We start from the raw sequence: 15,493 nt of genomic DNA on the forward strand, positions 1-15,493 counted from the left end.
AGCCGCGTCACCACGTCGATGGCGCCGGTCTGGCGATCGACGCGGATCACATAGGGTTCCACCGATCGCAGCGGTGCCGTAACGTGCCATGCCAACATGGAGAGGCCGAAGATGACCCCGCCAGCGCCCACCATATAAGCAATGCGCTTTTGCTTGTTCGCCTCGCGAACGCGATCAAAATCCCAATCCTTCGCATCCGCGAAATACTGGTCCAGATCGCTCTTTTTCTTGACGCCCAGGGCCATTGTCAGCAGCTCCTATATGCGAGTTGAGGGGTTGCCGGCGCTTGCATCATGGAGAGCGGTTGGCCCGGCGCGGGCTGGTCAGGTGCGGGCGGTGGCGCGGGCACCACTGCGCCGTCAGGGCCATCGGCTTTCCCAGCATCGCCCTCTTTGGGGAACACCATCACATCGCCTTGAGGCGCTGTGCTGACCACCGGGGCGGAGAGGACCGATCCATAGGGATTTGCGGGGCGCGCGTCCGACCGACTGCACGTTGAAGGGGGATTGCGACTCTCCGAAGTCGTCGCACAGGCCACAACACCGCAGCTTGCGACCCCGACACAGAGAATCCTTCCCCAGCGGCGCGCAACCAGCGCACCGTGATTATTCAACCACATTGCCATTACTCCTACCTGTTGCCGGGGCGGGACGATGCACCGGGCATCGAAGTGCGACCCGAAGATGCTTGAGCCTGTTGAACGAATGCGGCCCGGTTGGCGGTCTGCCTGTTGAGCGACCAGCGGGCCGTGTTGCCGACCGCGTTCGCTGCGCCCTTCGGCGCGCGAAGGGTCGAGTTCATGATTTTGCGTTGGAGCATTGACGGGTAGATCGCGGACAGGAAGCCCGCGCCAGATGATCCGCCGCCGCCCGCAAATGAACCGATCGACTGCGCCTGCATGATGATGAAGCCGCCGACCAATACCGCGACAAGTTGCAGCATCATCGCCGCCAGCGCCGTCCACGTATCGCCACCAGCGCCAGCACCGACAGAACCGGGGATCGCGTTCACCAGCGCCACCACGAAAAGCAGCGCGATCGAGACTGCCGCCGTTTGAATGGCGTAGTTCAGCACCGCACCGAGCCAGCTAAAGAACAGGCCCGAGGATGACGGGAAAATCAGAGCGCCGACAAAGATCGGCATCGTGGCGATCGTCACGAACAGGCCGAACTTTATGAACAGGACGATTGTCATGGCTATAGCCGCGATGATGTAGGCCATCACCATAATGAGAATGACCATCAAGCCGGTCGCAAGGTTCGGGATCGTGTACGGGAAGAATGTGCTTGGCTCGATCCAAGGCTCCATCTGGTTATGGATCGAAAGCGCAGGCTCGACGGCGTTTTTAACGAACGCATCGAACGTCGCATTGAGCGCACCACCGCCCAATGCGTTCGCGAGCTGGTCCGGAGCTTGTTGGGCTGCTGCTGCAATTTGCGGCGCGATCGTGGACGTCGCCGCCAAGATCACGAGGTAGCATTTGAGCCAGGTCCCGAGATAATTGCCGAATGGCTCATTGGACACCCCGCGCATGACGGCGAAGCCGACGATCACCAGATTGATTGCCATAGCGGTTTGCAGTGGCGCCGACACCAACCCCATCACGGCAGCGTACTTGCCGGAAAGAGTGCCGGTAATCTGGCCTTCAAGCATGTTATAGATCGCGTCGAGCATGACCTATTTCCCGTTCCAGGTCGGCCAGATCGAACCATTCTTGAGGTTCTTTTCCGTCCGCGCGCGCTCACGCTTGAATTGCTCTTCGGCATTGCGCTTGATGGCTACAGCGGCGTTCCCGCAGTTTACTCCCGCGTCACCATTGCTTTGGCAACGCGCGGTCTTTTCCCGCGCCTCGTCCAGATGCTTCAAATAGTAATCGACGGACTTTTCCGCCTCACCGCAGGCGGCCAGCGGAAGCGCCGCAGCCGCAAGTATTGCAAAGCACTTCCGCATGGCCCGATCCTCCATTTTACTTAGTTGCCGTTCCAAGTCGGCCACAGCGCGCCGCTGTCGATGTTTTCCTGCGTCTTGCGCTGTTGATTAGCGAAGTCCGCAGAGGACTTCACCGCCAGCGCACCGCGCGCAGCCTGTTCCGCCGCTTGCATCTGCAAGAGCCGGTTATTGATAGCCGCGTTTTCGATGTTCGCTCGCGCTGCAATGTCCTGAGATTGACGCGCCGTTGTTGCGGACGCGAGGCCGGTGCTCAGCTCCTTAAGGCCGTCACCGCTCGCCGTGGTGGCTTCCAGCATATATTCGCCATAGGCTTGATCGCGCGCCCCTCGCGTGGCTGCGCCGTTCAAGATGCCCTCGGCATCGCCAAAGTCGCCACTCAGTCCGGAAAGCGAAAAATCGCTGGTGTCCATGATCCCCTTGGCGCGGTTGCCGAGCGCGCCCAGGTCAGCCAGATCGCCGGAAATCAGATTGATTGAATCCTGCATTCCGTCCGGCAAGGCCGTCTGCAAAATCTCCGCTTTAAGCGATTGAGCGACATTCGAGATTTGCGAAAGGCTGTTCATCGTGTTGTAGAGTTTCTTTGCCTCTTCCAACTGATTGAGCGTGTTTTTGGCCGTTTGCAGGGCTTGCGCGATCGACTTAACATCAACGACCGCCAATTGGGCATGGGCCGATCCGGACATGCCGCCGAGCGACAAAGCCAGTGCTGCGAAGGTGAGAATTTTCTTCATATCAGGCACTCCATTCCTTCTTGCCAACTGAACGCCAGCGGCGCTTGAACTCGGGCAACCAAACATCGGGATTATCCCCGAACTCGGCCCGCAGCTCGTCAAGCAACTGGACCGTTCCTTGGCGGCCCGAGAGCACCGCCAATTCGTCAGCCATGCCGTTGAGGTCCAATTCGACCACAACGGAATCATGACCCTGTTTGATGAGGAAGCGCCGACTTTCCGGCGATAGATCGACCTTGATAAGCCGGAACTCGGCTTCGGTCAGATTGAGGCCGTCGATGTAGTCGCGGGCCTGTGCATTCGGGTTCGGCAGAAGGATTTTCGTCGGGCATTGCTCGATGATGGTTTCGGCAATGTCCGAGCGCAGAGCGTCAGCCGGTGACTGCGTTCCGAACATCATCATGGCGTTGCGCTTACGATAGGTTTTCAGACCATCACGCGCGAAATGCCGAAATGCTGGATCGCCCAAGGCTTTCCAGAATTCGTCAATGTCGATGATGACCGGGTTCCCGTCCACGATGTCATCAAGCCTGTGGAACAGGTAGCTCATGAGCGGCGGACGGATCGCGTTGTTTTCGAGAAAGTCCGTCATGTCGAAGCCCATAAGGCGGGCATCGAGCCGCAACGTGTCCTCGTCATTATCGAAAACCCAGCCAAATTCGCCAGATTTGGTCCACCGCTCCAAACGTGCGCCAATGCCTTCCACGCTGGTTTGGTCGAGCTGCGACCGTATCGCCGCGAGGGACCGAAGTTCTTGCGGCAGTCGGGCCACGGCATCCAGCGCCTGATTGATCTGGTAAAGCTCCGGGGGCGTCAGTTCGCCATTGTCAGGGGTGACGAGCTGACGCAGCCACGATGCAAGGAACTCACGGTTGCGGGGGCTGTGATCCAGCGCCTTGAGCGGCGCGAAGCCCGATGGCTGGCCGTTCTTGAGAGCAAGGTAGGTGCCGCCCGAAGCGCGGACGAAAATCTCCGCGCCGCGATCCTTGTCGATGAAGGCCATGCGCGCGCCGGTTTTTTCAGCCTGCGACAGAAAGAAATTCTGGATGACGGTTTTACCGCCGCCAGATGGTCCGAGAATGAGGGTGTGACCTACATCGCCAAAATGGAAGTTGAAGAAATAGGGCGAATTGGCCGTTGTCTTGAGCAGGGCAATTGCATTGCCCCAATGGTTTCCTGTCGGCTGACCGAGCGGATAGGTATGGATCGGCGCCAGTGCCCCAAAGTTGCGCGATGTGAGGGCCGCAGGCCGCGTCCTCCATGCGAAGTTGCCCGGCAGCATCGACCAGTAGGCCGCTTCCAGAGCCAAATCCTCGCGCGCCGCGACAATGCCGCTTTCGGAGAGCGCCGCACGGGCAACGCTCATGTTTTCCGCGAGCTTTTTCGGCGTCTCGCCAAAGACCGACAGTGCCAGATGATGCTCGCCAAGGACGAAGCGATTGGACTGCAAATCGTCCATCGCTTCATCCAGTTGGGATTGCTGGCTGAACGCTACGTCATCGGTGGCACTCAGTTGCGCGCGCTTCCGCCGCGCCGTCTCCATACCCATTTGCTTGCCGAGGAAGGCGAAGCCCTGGCCCAGCACAAACTCAAATTTCGATTCCAACAGCGCGTTGAGCTGGCCGGGGAACGTGCGTGCAGCATGTTCGCGCACCGCCAAAATGCCGCCGTACCGCGAACCTCCCGGCTCCCGAACCTCGAACAGTTCCTGTCCGAAGATGACCCGATCCGAGTAGACAGCACGGCCCAAATGGCCGCGCACCAACGGCACCCGCCGCTTGTCGGCGGTCATAATCCGCTGCATCAATTCCATAGGCTCGCTGAATTGCAGGCCATTGAACTCGTACACGCCCAAGATGCGCGGATTGACGCGACCGAGCAGCTTATCCACGTCACGCAGAATGTCGGTGAACGTCTCGATAATATCCTCTTCGGCTTCCGCAGCGCTGGCCTTGGAGAACATCGAGAATACCGATGACGCGGCCTTGTCGGCTGCGCCCACCGCTGGCCGGTAGAGGACGGTCAGATAATGCTCGTTGACGAACATACGCTTGGCGAGGACGCGATTGCGATAAGCGGCGTCGAGATCGCGCGCGAAGGCAGACCGGAACTCCCCTTCGGGATAGCCGCTGTCGATACGCCGGATCGTGTTGACCATGACCGCGACCCGTTCGTGCGCGATAGTGCGCCAAGCGGTATTCAGCTTCTCGTGCCAATCGTTGATGGTGGACACATCAGCCGTCTCGAACGCGATCCCGTCGAGCGCGAAAACGGCCATATATTCGCCGTTGTCCAGCGCGACGATGTTGTCATTCACATGGCGCGCGTAGGGCAGATACAGCGACGGGTCGCGCTCCAGCTTGATAGGGGGCTTGCGCTTAAACACGATCAAATCCTTTCCGCTTCACGCCCTTGACCGGCAGCGGCGAATAGCTGGACCCGCCCCAAACCGACTTGTTCGGCGCGGGCGCTTTCGTGCGGCCGAAAAGGAAGATGATCTTGAACATATTGTAGTCGGCACGGACGATGAGCCGGGCTGCGCCCAGGAGCGCGCCACCAATTGCCAGCGCCCAAATCGGGTTGCCCACGACCATGAGCGTGAACACCGATGCCATTCCGATCGCCAGCGTTGCCTCAACAGGGACGCCGAACCACAGCGTCGGACGTGTCAGGGCCAGGAACAGCGGATCTTCGGTTAGATATTCTGGCTCAGACACCCGGAACCTCTCTTTTGCCGCCGTGCGGCTTCATGTCAGCAAAGCAACGATGGCCGGGGCACACAGCAGCACGATCAGGCCAGCAGCCCACAACGCGAGCGACTGGCGATCACCGTGACCGGCCATGAAGAAATACCCGGCGATGACGAGCGCGAGCGTCCCGATGGCAGCGCCAGCGGCCATCATCTTGGTTGCCATGGAAGAGGCTTGGGCGGAGGCGGAGGCGACTTGCGCCGCCCCCGGAACCGACCAAGCCACCCCAGCAAGGGTCGCCGCAGAGAGACGAACCCTGCGCATCACGTTCCCGAAATGGTATCGACGAGCCAACCGGCGCCGAAAACGATGAAGCAGCCGACGATGATCGAGCCGAGCAGCCCCTTATTGCCAGCGCCGAAGAAGAACATGATGCCGGCGATGACCAGCGCGATTGCGGCCAGACCCTTTGCGATAGGCCCGGTCAGCAAATTGAGGATGGAGTCGACCATGGACGCCACCTCTGTCTGGTTTGCGGCCTGCGCCCATGCGGGAACAGGCAGCATCGAGAGGACGGCACCGGCGAGCGCATAGTTGGTCGACCACCGCCCCTTGATGTTGGAAACGAGCTTTTTCATCAGAAGAAACCTCCACTTGCTACCATTGCGATGCCCACGCAGAAAGTAATAAACACGATAAGTGTCCCTCTTCCTGTCATGATGAGAATGCCCAGCCAAATTACGCCAAGCATTATTGCCGGTCCTACGAGAGCTTTTAATTCGTTGAGGACCGTTGTTGCTATCCCGTTCACATCAGCATGAGCGGGAGTTGCAACGAGGCCGAGCACAAGCACGACCGACAATCTCTTGATGATCTTCTGCAAGATGCTCACAGGCCCCCCTCCACCGAACCGGAGGACTGGCGTTGCCGCCAACTGGCCTGTGCGAAAACGTCCCACGCCGGGGGCGGGCTTGCGCCCTCCGCACCGTCCCGCGTCTCGGAGTTGAGTGAAGCGGACACCTGATAAGCGCCTGCCACCGCCTGTTGCGGCTGATATGTCGCCACTGCCCAAGGCGCTTGAGCATCGCTAGGTCGTTCGAGGGGAGAGCCTGTGTACGTCCCCCAAGCGACGTGCCAATGATCCGAATGCTTCGGATCACCTGGCCCAAGCAATTCTACGATCCGAACACCATTGGCCGCCATCACGGCGCGAATTTGATCGCGGGTAATCGCGCCAACGCCGCCACGCGGAACGAAATCGACCGCACGACCGACCTTGTGATAGCTATGGACGACTCCATAGGTCGCGTTGATCGGGCGCAGCGTATCGGTGATTCTGCCGCCGAACGCCGAAAGCAACAGGTTCCCAACCGTGTCCGGCAACACCGAGCCATAGGAGAGCTGCACCACCGCAGGCCGCAGCGCAGACGTGCGACCAGTCGCCGCCGCATAGACCTTCCGGACATATCCGTTGAATAAGCCCTTGGCCCGCGAGCCGGTATTATACTCGCTCAGCGCCGCGCGGAGGGGGTCAGCGTGCCCCGCCACACGAGCGCGGCTGTAATTGCCAGCAAGAAGCGCCGCGCCTGCCCGCAGGTTTGTGCAGGGGTCGAAAACCGTCTCGGCTGTCACACCGAGGCGCGCAAAATTCGCGCTGTTGATTTGCATGAGGCCAGCGTCAAAGTTGGCCCCTTTGCGAAGTAGGCCCCGCGCTGTGGCGCTTGCATCGGCTCCGTTGGCCGGTTGGCGTTGGAGCGAACCGCCCGAATTGACGCCGATCCGATAGGGATCGCCCTCAGATTCCACCTGTATGATTGCCGTCATCGTTGCAGGCGCGACATTCGCCGCGCATGATTGCAGTAACGCCGCCAAAACCGTTGCATCTAAAGGCATTCAGCGCACCTTTTCGGAGAGTCCGGTTTCTCTGGTACACATATCCGACATTACCGACAACACGCTTTCGGCTTGTGGGATTCCGCGATGCGATGAACGGTTGATCGTCTTTTTGGCCGGAGCTGAACCCGAACGCGCTTGATGGAGACGGCACCTATGGCTTAGCTCTTGCCCCATATTTCGGCTGAATGCTGTTCAGCTTCACCTACGAGCCAAAGCGGAACCGCATTGCCAAAGACGATCCTATTTCTGTCGGAAACGGCTCATTCTCTATCCATTTCGGAGCAGAAGGCTCTCTGCATGGAGGACAGTGATCTAGTCGCGAACGAAGCGCGGATGGATCTCAATGATTTGCCTAACAAGCTCGCGCAGGGCGGTATGCCGCTGGAAAGCGGCGACAGGATCAAAATCTACGATTTCACCTGTCTGCCCATGCACCCGCAGAACCTTCTTCGTTTCATGCGGCAAATGCTGAAAAAGGGGGTCAGCATCCAGTTCGCCGCCCCTGGGATCGTTATCAAGCCCGAGGAAGGCAACGACCTATTCAAGCTGGTCACAGGTCTCGACAACCATTGGCGCCTAACCCACGGCGTCAGAACGCGCCCGACCGATTCAAAGCCAGGACGCAAGCCCAAGCTGACCGAAGATCAGCTTCCTGCCATAAGGCGCATGCTTGACGATAGCGGCGCAACGGTGAGCAGCGTTGCGAAGGATTTAGGCGTCGGCCGCACCACATTATTTGATTTTTTGCAGCGGCATCGGGATTCCGAGGCAGTGCCTTCATGAATCTCCGAGCAATACAGATGGCGAAATTCCGAGGCCGAGGGCTAATCCTGCGATTTCACGGAGCGTAATCTCCTTCGCCTTGCCATCCATTATGGAATGAAGCCGCTCAACTTCAATTGCACTGGCTAGTGCGAGTTGGGTGACTGACATCCCCATTTTCTTGCATTGGCTTGCAGTTTGATTGGCGAGGGTCTGGTTGAGACTTGAACCCTCGCCCCTTTCGTTAAGCATGGTCATTGTCTCTGCTGCCGTTGAGAGGCCTATCACCCTAACCCTGCCTCTCCCGCCATGTCCAGCTAACAATAATCATTAGCAGGATTACTTCTTCTTTATCGGATCGCTCAGAAGCTCAATCACGCTGCACTCCAACCCCTTTGCCAGATGTTCGATGACCTCCAGCGTGGGATTCGCCTTGCCGTGCTCGATATACGATAAATGGGATGCGGCGATGCCGCTTCGTTCAGACAATTCGGCCTGCGAAATCTTGAGTTTCGCTCGGCGCGAGCGGCAGTTTTCCCCTAGCCGTGTGGCTAGTTCAGACGCCGCTTGGTCTAGTTTTAGGTATTGCGGCATTGCGACCCCGTTATCCTTTGCTGGTAGTTAATCATCCGTTTTGGACACATATAACGCCGAGACGGGGAACGATACACTATCTCTGATTAACTACCCGAGGGGCGGTCAAATTTGACAACCGCCCGCATTCGCAATAGCCATGCACCATGGGCCAACCCGCCGCACAGAATCGCGTCTTAACACCCGCCGCTTGTATGAGACGCAAGCGGCAGGCGCTCTATGATGCTGACTTTGTTCAGTGCAAGTTGCAAATCCCAAATAGCTTTGCCGAGCACTTAAAGGGGCTGAAAGCCCGCCATAAGATGCGCGGCTTGGACCATGTGGTTTCTGCGATGATTAGAAAAGCTATTATTGCTTACTCTGCGGCTGAGCTGGTTCCACCACCGCCGCCAGAGGATCACATGAACATGAAGCAGATCGCCGTGCATATTCCGCGCGAGCATCATGCCTTTCTTGAAGCCATCGCACATCGAAATCGTGGCATCCCGCTTGGAGCCGCGCTTGAAACTGTTGGTGCCTACGTCAAGGATTTGACGCCGGCACCCGTGCAATTGCCACTGATTGAATAAGGGTATGCGGTTAGCGGATAAACCAAGTCCGGCACGAGGCCCGGCATTGAGGTGGCAATCAGGTGTATGGGGCGAAGCGAATGAGTTTATCCGCGAAAGCACGAATCCACGCTCATCGGACGGCCCTAACGATGGCCCCTCCACTAGTTCGCCATGAATCCTCGTGCTTTCCCGGATCAATCCGCGACGCTGGATTCGTGCTTTTGCGGATCAATGCAAGGTGGGCAATGATGGAAATGCGTCATGGGCGCCATGATGGGGACAAGGCCGATGCCACAAAACCAAGCTGACCTTTTCTCGCTCGATAGCCCTCTCATGAGTGAGGTGCGTGGCGAGCGATCCTTGATGGCGTTCCCGTTCTTCGCGCTCAGCAAAGGCAAGTGGACAAAAACGCTCTCCTACAAAACCGATACAGTCTCCATCGAGATCGTGCCGACTGCAAAGGGCGTTGCAACGATCTATGACAAGGAGATCGTACTTTATATCGCAAGTCTCATGGTCGCAAAGCTTGAGTCTGGAGAAGAAGTCTCTCAAGACTTCTATTTCACGGCCCATGATTTGTTTTGTGTCACAGGCAATAATCCATCAGCGCGGTCCTATACTCGCCTCTCACAGGCGCTGGAACGGCTACAGGGTACGCAGATAAAGACCGACATCGAAGCTGGCGGCGAAGGCGAAGAGGGCTATTTCTCGTGGTTGTCCGAGGCAAAGCTTTATTACACCAAGAATGGCGAACGCCCTGGGGTAAAGCGGCTCAAGGCGGTCAGGGTCCGGTTATGCGATTGGCTCTTCCGAGCTATTCTGCGCGATAGGCAGGTGCTGGACTATGCGCCCGCTTATTTCAGGCTTGGGCCAGTCGAGCGCCGTCTATATGAAATAGCTCGATCTGCATGCGTCGATGGACCATATGAATTGAGCTTGGACGATTTGCGTCTCCAACTTGGCTATCAAAACTCCCTTGCCCATTTTCGCCATGCTTTGAAGGCGATATTGGAAGCCGATGCTATTCCAGACTACCGGGTAATACTGTTTGATGCTCCGCCTAGCGGCGCAAAATTACCGCCTCGACCCGGCAGAAAGACCGGATACTGTCAGGTCTTGATCGAACCGAAAGTAATGAAGCTCGTCGGCTCATCTGCGCTTGCTTGATTCGGTTAGGGCGTGGGGTAATGGAGCCATTGATCCGCGAAAGCACGAAGCCGATCCGCCCATTGATCCGCGAAAGCACGAATCCTGAGGCATTTAATCCGGGATAGCACGAACGAATTTTGGCTTTGATCCGAGATAGCACGAACCGCTAGCGCTTCCGCCACGGACTTAAATTCTGCAAATTCGCATGGTCGGCAATTCGCCGATGATGACCGAGCAGGAAGCCGCTGTGACCACATAAACGAATGCCCGGCACGAAGGCCGGGCACCCTGGAACATTATGAGCGATGCTTGGCGGCATCGACCGGGTCCATACATACCCTTCTTATACCTGTTCCTGAGCTTCGGTTCAAGGGAGCGCGCTTCGCGCCACGCTCTAGTTTTGCCTGCGAACGGTCTTCCACCTGGGAGGACGAATGATGTTTCTTGCCTTGGAAACAAGCCTTGCTGACGTGCCGACAGGCGCAGTCGCGGAGCTGCGCGCTTTCGGCATTGTTGAAGCGGACATTGCCGCAGCGTTCGAGCTTCAACAGAAGCAACGATCATGCGGCGTGCCCGTTCTACCCCTGGCCGTCATCTGCGGCGTGCGTCCGCTCGAACGCGGCACAAAGACAGGGCTTAGTCACACCGCCTCGCGCCTCATCGGCACAAAACCCCGCGTCCGTATAAGTCGAGGCGGTACACACGTCACAGGGCGGCCCGTATGGGCAAACAGCGTCAGGACCGGGGATGCGGCCGAGGCCGAATTTGTCCGGCCCGTCTCATTCGATCAACTCAAAGAGCTTCGCCGCGCCATCCATCTGATGTTCGAGCGCGCGCGAGATCTAGCCGCCGAGGCAAGGCAGGGCGGCGCGCTGACGCCCGAGCAGCATAAGCTGACACTCTTCACCCGGTCTTGCCGAGATATGCTCCTCAAGATCGTGGACGAGCTGCGCTATCGTAAAGGCTGGTGCGTGCCCTCTTATGAGACGCTCATGCGCTGGACGCGGCTTGGCCGACGCACCGTGAAATACTCGCTCGACCGGCTGCGCGAGTTGGGCTTACTCGAATGGATCAGACGGTACGACTACACCCGCGACAGCCAGCACGGGGCGCGATCCGAACAGACCTCCAATCTCTACCGCTGCCATGTCCCTCAGTGGATCGGTAAGATGATCGGGCTTTTCTCCCCCGTCCCCGAGGATGAGACGCAGCGCCGGGCTGACAGCTTGGAGCAACACGCGGACATGCTCGCATCGGTCGGAGCGATCGAGCGCCGCCGCCTTATGCCCGACGACCCAGCCCAGCGGGCGGCACTGATCCTGGCCGCCGAACGCTCCGCTGCCCGGCAAGCCTCAGATGCGTATCCCCGTGGGTGCAATAACGGCACTGCTCCTCATACAGTTTTATATTCTATCTCTACGGAGAAGCGGAGTTGCCCTAGTCGGGCAACGATTCAGCCCTGACGGGCATCGAGGCGGCACGGTAACGACTTCGATTTCACCCTCAACGCCAAATCAAAGGGCAGGACCGTCGGCTACGCCGCCGGAATGCTCCCCAGGTGGAGCAAGCGGCTATGACAGCTTCATATTACTCCCCGTCGCGTTTGCTGCCCGCTTTGAACGGCCTCAGCGTCAATATACGGCTCGGTTTGCAGGGAATGCGATCCGACTTTTCAAAGTCTAAAGCGATAAGTCGGCGGGTTAGCGATTGTCCGCTTTTGTTCAATACGCTATTGCCGGACTATGAAACTGACGCCGACCGCCGCTGCTAAAGAAGCTGTGAAACGCCTCAACGGAACGTGGCACGGGTCTTACGGCAAGGCGCGTTGCCCGGCCCATGAGGATCGCAGCCCGTCGCTTTCCGTCACACCTGGGAAAGACGTGGTGTTGTTCCACTGTTTCGCCGGTTGCAACCAGGCCGAGATAATGGCTGCGCTATCCCGGCATGGCGGATATGTCCGCCCTACAGAACGCGACACTACGCCGCCTGTTGCCCGCGACCTCGCACCGTTGGCGCGCGAGTTATGGAGCAAGGCGTTGCCGATCGCCGGCACCCCTGCCCAACTCTATCTTGAAATGCGCAAAATCGGCCATTCGACAATTGGCCGATATGACCCTGCATCGCTTGTCTACGAAGAAGGCAAAAAGCTGCGCCTGCCGGCGCTGCTCTTGCCAATCACGGAGCGCCGCCAAGTCATCGCTCTCAAGCGCATCTTCGTGGACCGGGAAGGGAATAAGAACGGCAGTTTGGTCGAACCCAAACGCACCCTCGCTCTACCGCGCGGCGGCTCAATTCAGATCGGCCGCATCGAGGCCGACCATCTGAATCTGGCCGAGGGCTTTGAAGATGCCGAGTCCGTCATACGCATGTTCGGTTTGACGGGATGCTGGTCTGCGAACGGCATCGAGCAATATGCCCACCTCGTAATCCCCGATCATGTCCGCACGATCACAGTCTATTCCCAGCACGGATCAGCCGCGACCCGTGGCCTCGCCAAAGGCGAGGCAAACCTGACCGCAAACGGGCGCCGTCTATCCGTCGAATTGCCGCCTATCGGCGGCGATTGGAATGACGCATGGCGAGCCGCCGCGTGAAAACTCAGATAGGTATTTTGCTCGCAGGAGCCGTCATTCTTGGCGCGGTTTTCGTGCAATCTCACCCTGATTTTGTCGCGCATCCTCCCCGTAGCTCGCGCGAGGCCTGCGGCCAGTTCTTCGATCCGGCGAATTGTCAGGCAGCGGCGACCTTCGCCGCAATCAATGCAAAACAGCCGATCCGCCAGATCGTCTTGCCCTCGATCCCCGACCCAGCTCGCACACCTGGCGCGATCAATCCCGCGATCACCCAAGACAATATCGCCGCTACCATCTGCAAAGGCGAGTACCAGGCCGAAAAGTCGCTGCCGCCTTCGTGGAAGGCCGCGGTGACCCGCCGCCTTGTTGAAAGTCTCTATCCCGGCGAAAATCCCGACGATTTTTCACTCGACTATCTGGTGCCAATCTCTCTCGGCGGGGCGGTGGCCGATCCGCGAAATCTATGGTTGCAGACGTGGACCGGGCCTGACCGCGAGCTGAAAGACCATCTCGAAATGCTTCTGACGAAGATGGTCTGCAACCGCCAGATTGCGCTTTCGGTCGCGCAGCAGCGGATCGCTAGCGATTGGCGCGACACGTATCAGCGCGCGATGACGCCGAAAAATCTCGCTCAGTATCAAATGCCTTTGAAATGGGCCGTGTCGCCCGAGCAGTTTCCCCCGTTCACGTCCCCTAATATCGGCCAGATCGAGGGGCAACGTGCCCAGGTCGAAGGGGAACCGCTGATCTTGTAAGCCGAGCTGGTTGACCCGGAGCCATACGAGGTGCCGGCGATCTCGACCGAGCCACTTTACCCGCAACAGTAGGAGTGCTGGAAATGCCAAGGAATATCGCTGAATTTCGTATTATTGGACAGGTTGGCGGCGTTGATGAGAAGGAAAAGGTCACGTTCGTCAATGTTGCATCGAATTATAATCGGCAGGTTGACGGTGAATGGCAGGAAGAGGTTCATTGGAACCGGGTGACTTGCTTTGGAAAGTGCGCTGAATATGCCCACAACTCCGCAAAGGGTGACATGGTTCATGTAACGGGACGGGTAAAGCAGACCTCATATGATCGTGATGGACAGACAATTTATAACACTGATCTAATTGCTGATTCATATTCCGTTCTTGTTCGGAAAGATGCCGGGTGACATGGAGCTGGGGGCGGCCTTCGGCACGGCTCTATCTCCGCTCCGCTCCGACCGAACCCGCAAGCGGTTTCGTCCCATTCGGGTGACGATCCTCGCCTTGAAATCGCCGCAGGATCTCAAACGAGATTCTTGCGGTGTTTTTGTATCTGGCACGCCGGAACACCGGCGCGATCGAACAGGAGGCGGCAATGCCGCCGCGTCACTGATCCAGCTCCGGGGCCTGTTCCGGCCCCCTGGCGCAAGGGCTAGACCGTCTCGGCCGCTGCGCGACCTCCCTTGGCGATCAGGGCGGTATCCCCATCCTTCGTTCGCTGCGCTCTGTGCAGGACGGGCGATCCCCCTCCTCCCTGATCGGCCCTCACTGCGCCATTCCCCGACCCACTTCGCCAGCGGGCAGAAGTCGATGGACGCCATCGCCTTCGGCTCCATTTTAGGAAGGGAACAGCACATGCCACGGAACACCAGCAAGACCCGCAAGACCACCGCTGCGCGCGTCGACGTTTACGAGGAAGTCACCAACCAGATTGTTGCGCTGCTAGAGGCAGGCACCCGCCCATGGTCCCCACGCTGGGCATCGGGCGCGGCATCGCTTCCGCTTCGCCATGAGGGCACCGCCTATCGCGGCATCAATATCCTGCTGTTGTGGTCCGCCGCCATGGCGCACGGCTACACCAACCCGCATTGGATGACCTACCGGCAGGCGCACGAACTGGGCGGACAGGTCCGCAAAGGCGAGAAGGGCAATCTTGTCGTTCATGCTGGCACTTTCACCCCCAAGGATGGCGTGACAGGCGAGCCAATCACCAACAGCGAGGGCGAGGAAACGAGCCGCGCCTATCTAAAAAAGTATGTCGTGTTCAACGTCGAGCAGATCGAGGGCTTGGACATGAGCAGGTTCCCCGCGCCTCAGATCGAGGTGAAGAACCGCGACCAGCGCGACAGCGAGCTTGATGCAGCGTTTAGCCGCTATCCCGTGCCCTATAGCGAGGGAGGCAGCAGCGCCCACTACAACCCCGGCGCCGACCGTATCCAGATGCCTGCCTTTGCCGACTTTGTGACCGGCAACGCTTTCTATGCCACGCTTGCCCATGAGGCGATTCACAGCACCGGCCATGCTTCACGGCTCGCCCGCGAAACCCTGCGCGATTATGGCAAGGCCAAGGAAATCAGGGCCGCAGAGGAATTGATTGCGGAGATTGGTGCAGCGATGCTTTGCGCACAACTTGGCATGGAGCCGACCGAGCGCGAGGACCATGCGGCCTATGTTGCGTCCTGGCTCACCGCGCTTCGCAACGACAAGCGCGCGATCTTCCGCGCCGCCACCGCAGCACAGGCGGGAAGCGAACTGATCCTGTCCCACATGGGGTCGGTACATAGAACGGACCCAGATATACGCTAAGCGCCGACAGGTCTGCTTGGGTGTCCGAAATCACCTGTTTTC

At 58.6% G+C, this 15,493-nt stretch carries 21 protein-coding genes; 9 read left to right on the plus strand and 12 right to left on the minus strand.

Going from position 1 to position 15,493, the window contains the following annotated elements; all coding sequences use genetic code 11:
* From HHL08_RS20320 to HHL08_RS20365, 10 genes are all read right to left on the minus strand, one after another.
* A partial coding sequence (locus tag HHL08_RS20320; RefSeq protein ID WP_268932741.1) for a VirB8/TrbF family protein occupies positions 1-245 on the minus strand: 245 nt, incomplete at its 3' end.
* A 385-nt stretch (positions 246-630) separates the two neighbouring features.
* Positions 631-1,674: a type IV secretion system protein gene (locus tag HHL08_RS20325; protein ID WP_066609294.1), complete on the minus strand. Its 1,044-nt coding sequence runs from the start codon at positions 1,672-1,674 to the stop codon at positions 631-633.
* A 3-nt stretch (positions 1,675-1,677) separates the two neighbouring features.
* Complete coding sequence (locus HHL08_RS20330) at positions 1,678-1,965, minus strand: EexN family lipoprotein (protein ID WP_169574836.1); 288 nt, start codon at positions 1,963-1,965, stop codon at positions 1,678-1,680.
* A gap of 5 nt (positions 1,966-1,970) precedes the next feature.
* The gene (locus HHL08_RS20335) at positions 1,971-2,681 is read right to left on the minus strand and encodes a type IV secretion system protein (protein ID WP_169574837.1); all 711 of its coding nucleotides are present in this window, start codon (positions 2,679-2,681) and stop codon (positions 1,971-1,973) included.
* A 1-nt stretch (position 2,682) separates the two neighbouring features.
* A complete protein-coding gene (locus HHL08_RS20340; RefSeq protein WP_328804708.1) occupies positions 2,683-5,067 on the minus strand; it encodes a VirB4 family type IV secretion/conjugal transfer ATPase in 2,385 nt (794 codons plus the stop codon).
* Positions 5,060-5,398: a type IV secretion system protein VirB3 gene (locus HHL08_RS20345; protein ID WP_066609298.1), complete on the minus strand. Its 339-nt coding sequence runs from the start codon at positions 5,396-5,398 to the stop codon at positions 5,060-5,062. The genes HHL08_RS20340 and HHL08_RS20345 overlap by 8 nt, the downstream gene beginning before the upstream one ends.
* A 30-nt stretch (positions 5,399-5,428) precedes the next feature.
* The gene (locus HHL08_RS20350) at positions 5,429-5,596 is read right to left on the minus strand and encodes a hypothetical protein (protein WP_169574839.1); all 168 of its coding nucleotides are present in this window, start codon (positions 5,594-5,596) and stop codon (positions 5,429-5,431) included.
* Between the two features lie 98 nt (positions 5,597-5,694).
* On the minus strand, positions 5,695-6,009 hold the full coding sequence (locus tag HHL08_RS20355; protein WP_066609300.1) for a TrbC/VirB2 family protein: 315 nt from the start codon (positions 6,007-6,009) through the stop codon (positions 5,695-5,697).
* The gene (locus HHL08_RS20360) at positions 6,009-6,263 is read right to left on the minus strand and encodes a TrbC/VirB2 family protein (RefSeq protein ID WP_169574840.1); all 255 of its coding nucleotides are present in this window, start codon (positions 6,261-6,263) and stop codon (positions 6,009-6,011) included. The genes HHL08_RS20355 and HHL08_RS20360 overlap by 1 nt, the downstream gene beginning before the upstream one ends.
* A complete protein-coding gene (locus HHL08_RS20365) occupies positions 6,260-7,264 on the minus strand; it encodes a lytic transglycosylase domain-containing protein (RefSeq protein ID WP_328804709.1) in 1,005 nt (334 codons plus the stop codon). The genes HHL08_RS20360 and HHL08_RS20365 overlap by 4 nt, the downstream gene beginning before the upstream one ends.
* On the opposite strand from HHL08_RS20365, the gene HHL08_RS20370 reads away from it, so the two are divergent.
* Both HHL08_RS20370 and HHL08_RS20375 read left to right on the plus strand, forming a co-directional pair.
* On the plus strand, positions 7,182-7,406 hold the full coding sequence (locus HHL08_RS20370) for a hypothetical protein (RefSeq protein ID WP_169574835.1): 225 nt from the start codon (positions 7,182-7,184) through the stop codon (positions 7,404-7,406). The genes HHL08_RS20365 and HHL08_RS20370 overlap by 83 nt on opposite strands.
* 158 nt (positions 7,407-7,564) lie before the next feature.
* Positions 7,565-8,050 (plus strand): helix-turn-helix domain-containing protein, encoded by a 486-nt coding sequence (locus HHL08_RS20375; protein WP_169574842.1) that lies wholly within the window; start codon positions 7,565-7,567, stop codon positions 8,048-8,050.
* Here the strand turns inward: HHL08_RS20375 and HHL08_RS20380 are convergent.
* Together HHL08_RS20380 and HHL08_RS20385 are read right to left on the minus strand one after the other, a co-directional pair.
* Complete coding sequence (locus tag HHL08_RS20380; RefSeq protein ID WP_169574843.1) at positions 8,045-8,287, minus strand: helix-turn-helix domain-containing protein; 243 nt, start codon at positions 8,285-8,287, stop codon at positions 8,045-8,047. The genes HHL08_RS20375 and HHL08_RS20380 overlap by 6 nt on opposite strands.
* Positions 8,288-8,368: 81 nt before the next feature.
* The gene (locus tag HHL08_RS20385; RefSeq protein ID WP_169574844.1) at positions 8,369-8,623 is read right to left on the minus strand and encodes a helix-turn-helix domain-containing protein; all 255 of its coding nucleotides are present in this window, start codon (positions 8,621-8,623) and stop codon (positions 8,369-8,371) included.
* 146 nt (positions 8,624-8,769) lie between these two features.
* On the opposite strand from HHL08_RS20385, the gene HHL08_RS20390 reads away from it, so the two are divergent.
* From HHL08_RS20390 to HHL08_RS20420, 7 genes are all read left to right on the plus strand, one after another.
* Positions 8,770-9,192 (plus strand): hypothetical protein, encoded by a 423-nt coding sequence (locus HHL08_RS20390; protein ID WP_169574845.1) that lies wholly within the window; start codon positions 8,770-8,772, stop codon positions 9,190-9,192.
* 243 nt (positions 9,193-9,435) lie between these two features.
* Complete coding sequence (locus HHL08_RS20395; protein WP_169574846.1) at positions 9,436-10,341, plus strand: replication initiator protein A; 906 nt, start codon at positions 9,436-9,438, stop codon at positions 10,339-10,341.
* A 416-nt stretch (positions 10,342-10,757) separates the two neighbouring features.
* Entirely contained in the window at positions 10,758-11,786 is a 1,029-nt protein-coding gene (locus HHL08_RS20400) for a helix-turn-helix domain-containing protein (protein ID WP_206378008.1), read from the plus strand.
* Positions 11,787-12,248: 462 nt separating this feature from the next.
* Positions 12,249-12,917: a DUF7146 domain-containing protein gene (locus tag HHL08_RS20405; RefSeq protein ID WP_456242933.1), complete on the plus strand. Its 669-nt coding sequence runs from the start codon at positions 12,249-12,251 to the stop codon at positions 12,915-12,917.
* Positions 12,899-13,651, plus strand: a complete 753-nt coding sequence (locus HHL08_RS20410; RefSeq protein WP_169574848.1) for a hypothetical protein — start codon at positions 12,899-12,901, stop codon at positions 13,649-13,651. The genes HHL08_RS20405 and HHL08_RS20410 overlap by 19 nt, the downstream gene beginning before the upstream one ends.
* 83 nt (positions 13,652-13,734) lie before the next feature.
* Positions 13,735-14,052 carry a single-stranded DNA-binding protein gene (locus tag HHL08_RS20415; RefSeq protein WP_169574849.1) on the plus strand — a complete coding sequence of 106 codons (318 nt, stop codon included), beginning with the start codon at positions 13,735-13,737 and terminating at the stop codon, positions 14,050-14,052.
* Positions 14,009-15,451, plus strand: a complete 1,443-nt coding sequence (locus HHL08_RS20420; protein WP_235955194.1) for an ArdC family protein — start codon at positions 14,009-14,011, stop codon at positions 15,449-15,451. Before HHL08_RS20415 ends, HHL08_RS20420 begins: the two co-directional genes overlap by 44 nt.
* The last annotated feature ends 42 nt before the right edge of the window (positions 15,452-15,493 follow it).

This window comes from Sphingobium psychrophilum (genome assembly GCF_012927105.1).
GTDB classification, from domain to species: domain Bacteria; phylum Pseudomonadota; class Alphaproteobacteria; order Sphingomonadales; family Sphingomonadaceae; genus Sphingobium; species Sphingobium psychrophilum.

Bases quoted from the DNA above. Each gene is read 5' to 3' on its own strand.
- HHL08_RS20325 (WP_066609294.1), bottom strand. From the start codon at position 1,674: ATGCTCGACGCGATCTATAACATGCTTGAAGGCCAGATTACCGGCACT.
- HHL08_RS20330 (WP_169574836.1), bottom strand. From the start codon at position 1,965: ATGGAGGATCGGGCCATGCGGAAGTGCTTTGCAATACTTGCGGCTGCG.
- HHL08_RS20335 (WP_169574837.1), bottom strand. From the start codon at position 2,681: ATGAAGAAAATTCTCACCTTCGCAGCACTGGCTTTGTCGCTCGGCGGC.
- HHL08_RS20350 (WP_169574839.1), bottom strand. From the start codon at position 5,596: ATGGCAACCAAGATGATGGCCGCTGGCGCTGCCATCGGGACGCTCGCG.
- HHL08_RS20355 (WP_066609300.1), bottom strand. From the start codon at position 6,009: ATGAAAAAGCTCGTTTCCAACATCAAGGGGCGGTGGTCGACCAACTAT.
- HHL08_RS20370 (WP_169574835.1), top strand. From the start codon at position 7,182: ATGATTGCCGTCATCGTTGCAGGCGCGACATTCGCCGCGCATGATTGC.
- HHL08_RS20365 (WP_328804709.1), bottom strand. From the start codon at position 7,264: ATGCCTTTAGATGCAACGGTTTTGGCGGCGTTACTGCAATCATGCGCG.
- HHL08_RS20375 (WP_169574842.1), top strand. From the start codon at position 7,565: ATGGAGGACAGTGATCTAGTCGCGAACGAAGCGCGGATGGATCTCAAT.
- HHL08_RS20380 (WP_169574843.1), bottom strand. From the start codon at position 8,287: ATGACCATGCTTAACGAAAGGGGCGAGGGTTCAAGTCTCAACCAGACC.
- HHL08_RS20385 (WP_169574844.1), bottom strand. From the start codon at position 8,623: ATGCCGCAATACCTAAAACTAGACCAAGCGGCGTCTGAACTAGCCACA.
- HHL08_RS20390 (WP_169574845.1), top strand. From the start codon at position 8,770: ATGGGCCAACCCGCCGCACAGAATCGCGTCTTAACACCCGCCGCTTGT.
- HHL08_RS20395 (WP_169574846.1), top strand. From the start codon at position 9,436: ATGGGCGCCATGATGGGGACAAGGCCGATGCCACAAAACCAAGCTGAC.
- HHL08_RS20400 (WP_206378008.1), top strand. From the start codon at position 10,758: ATGATGTTTCTTGCCTTGGAAACAAGCCTTGCTGACGTGCCGACAGGC.
- HHL08_RS20405 (WP_456242933.1), top strand. From the start codon at position 12,249: ATGGCTGCGCTATCCCGGCATGGCGGATATGTCCGCCCTACAGAACGC.
- HHL08_RS20410 (WP_169574848.1), top strand. From the start codon at position 12,899: ATGGCGAGCCGCCGCGTGAAAACTCAGATAGGTATTTTGCTCGCAGGA.
- HHL08_RS20415 (WP_169574849.1), top strand. From the start codon at position 13,735: ATGCCAAGGAATATCGCTGAATTTCGTATTATTGGACAGGTTGGCGGC.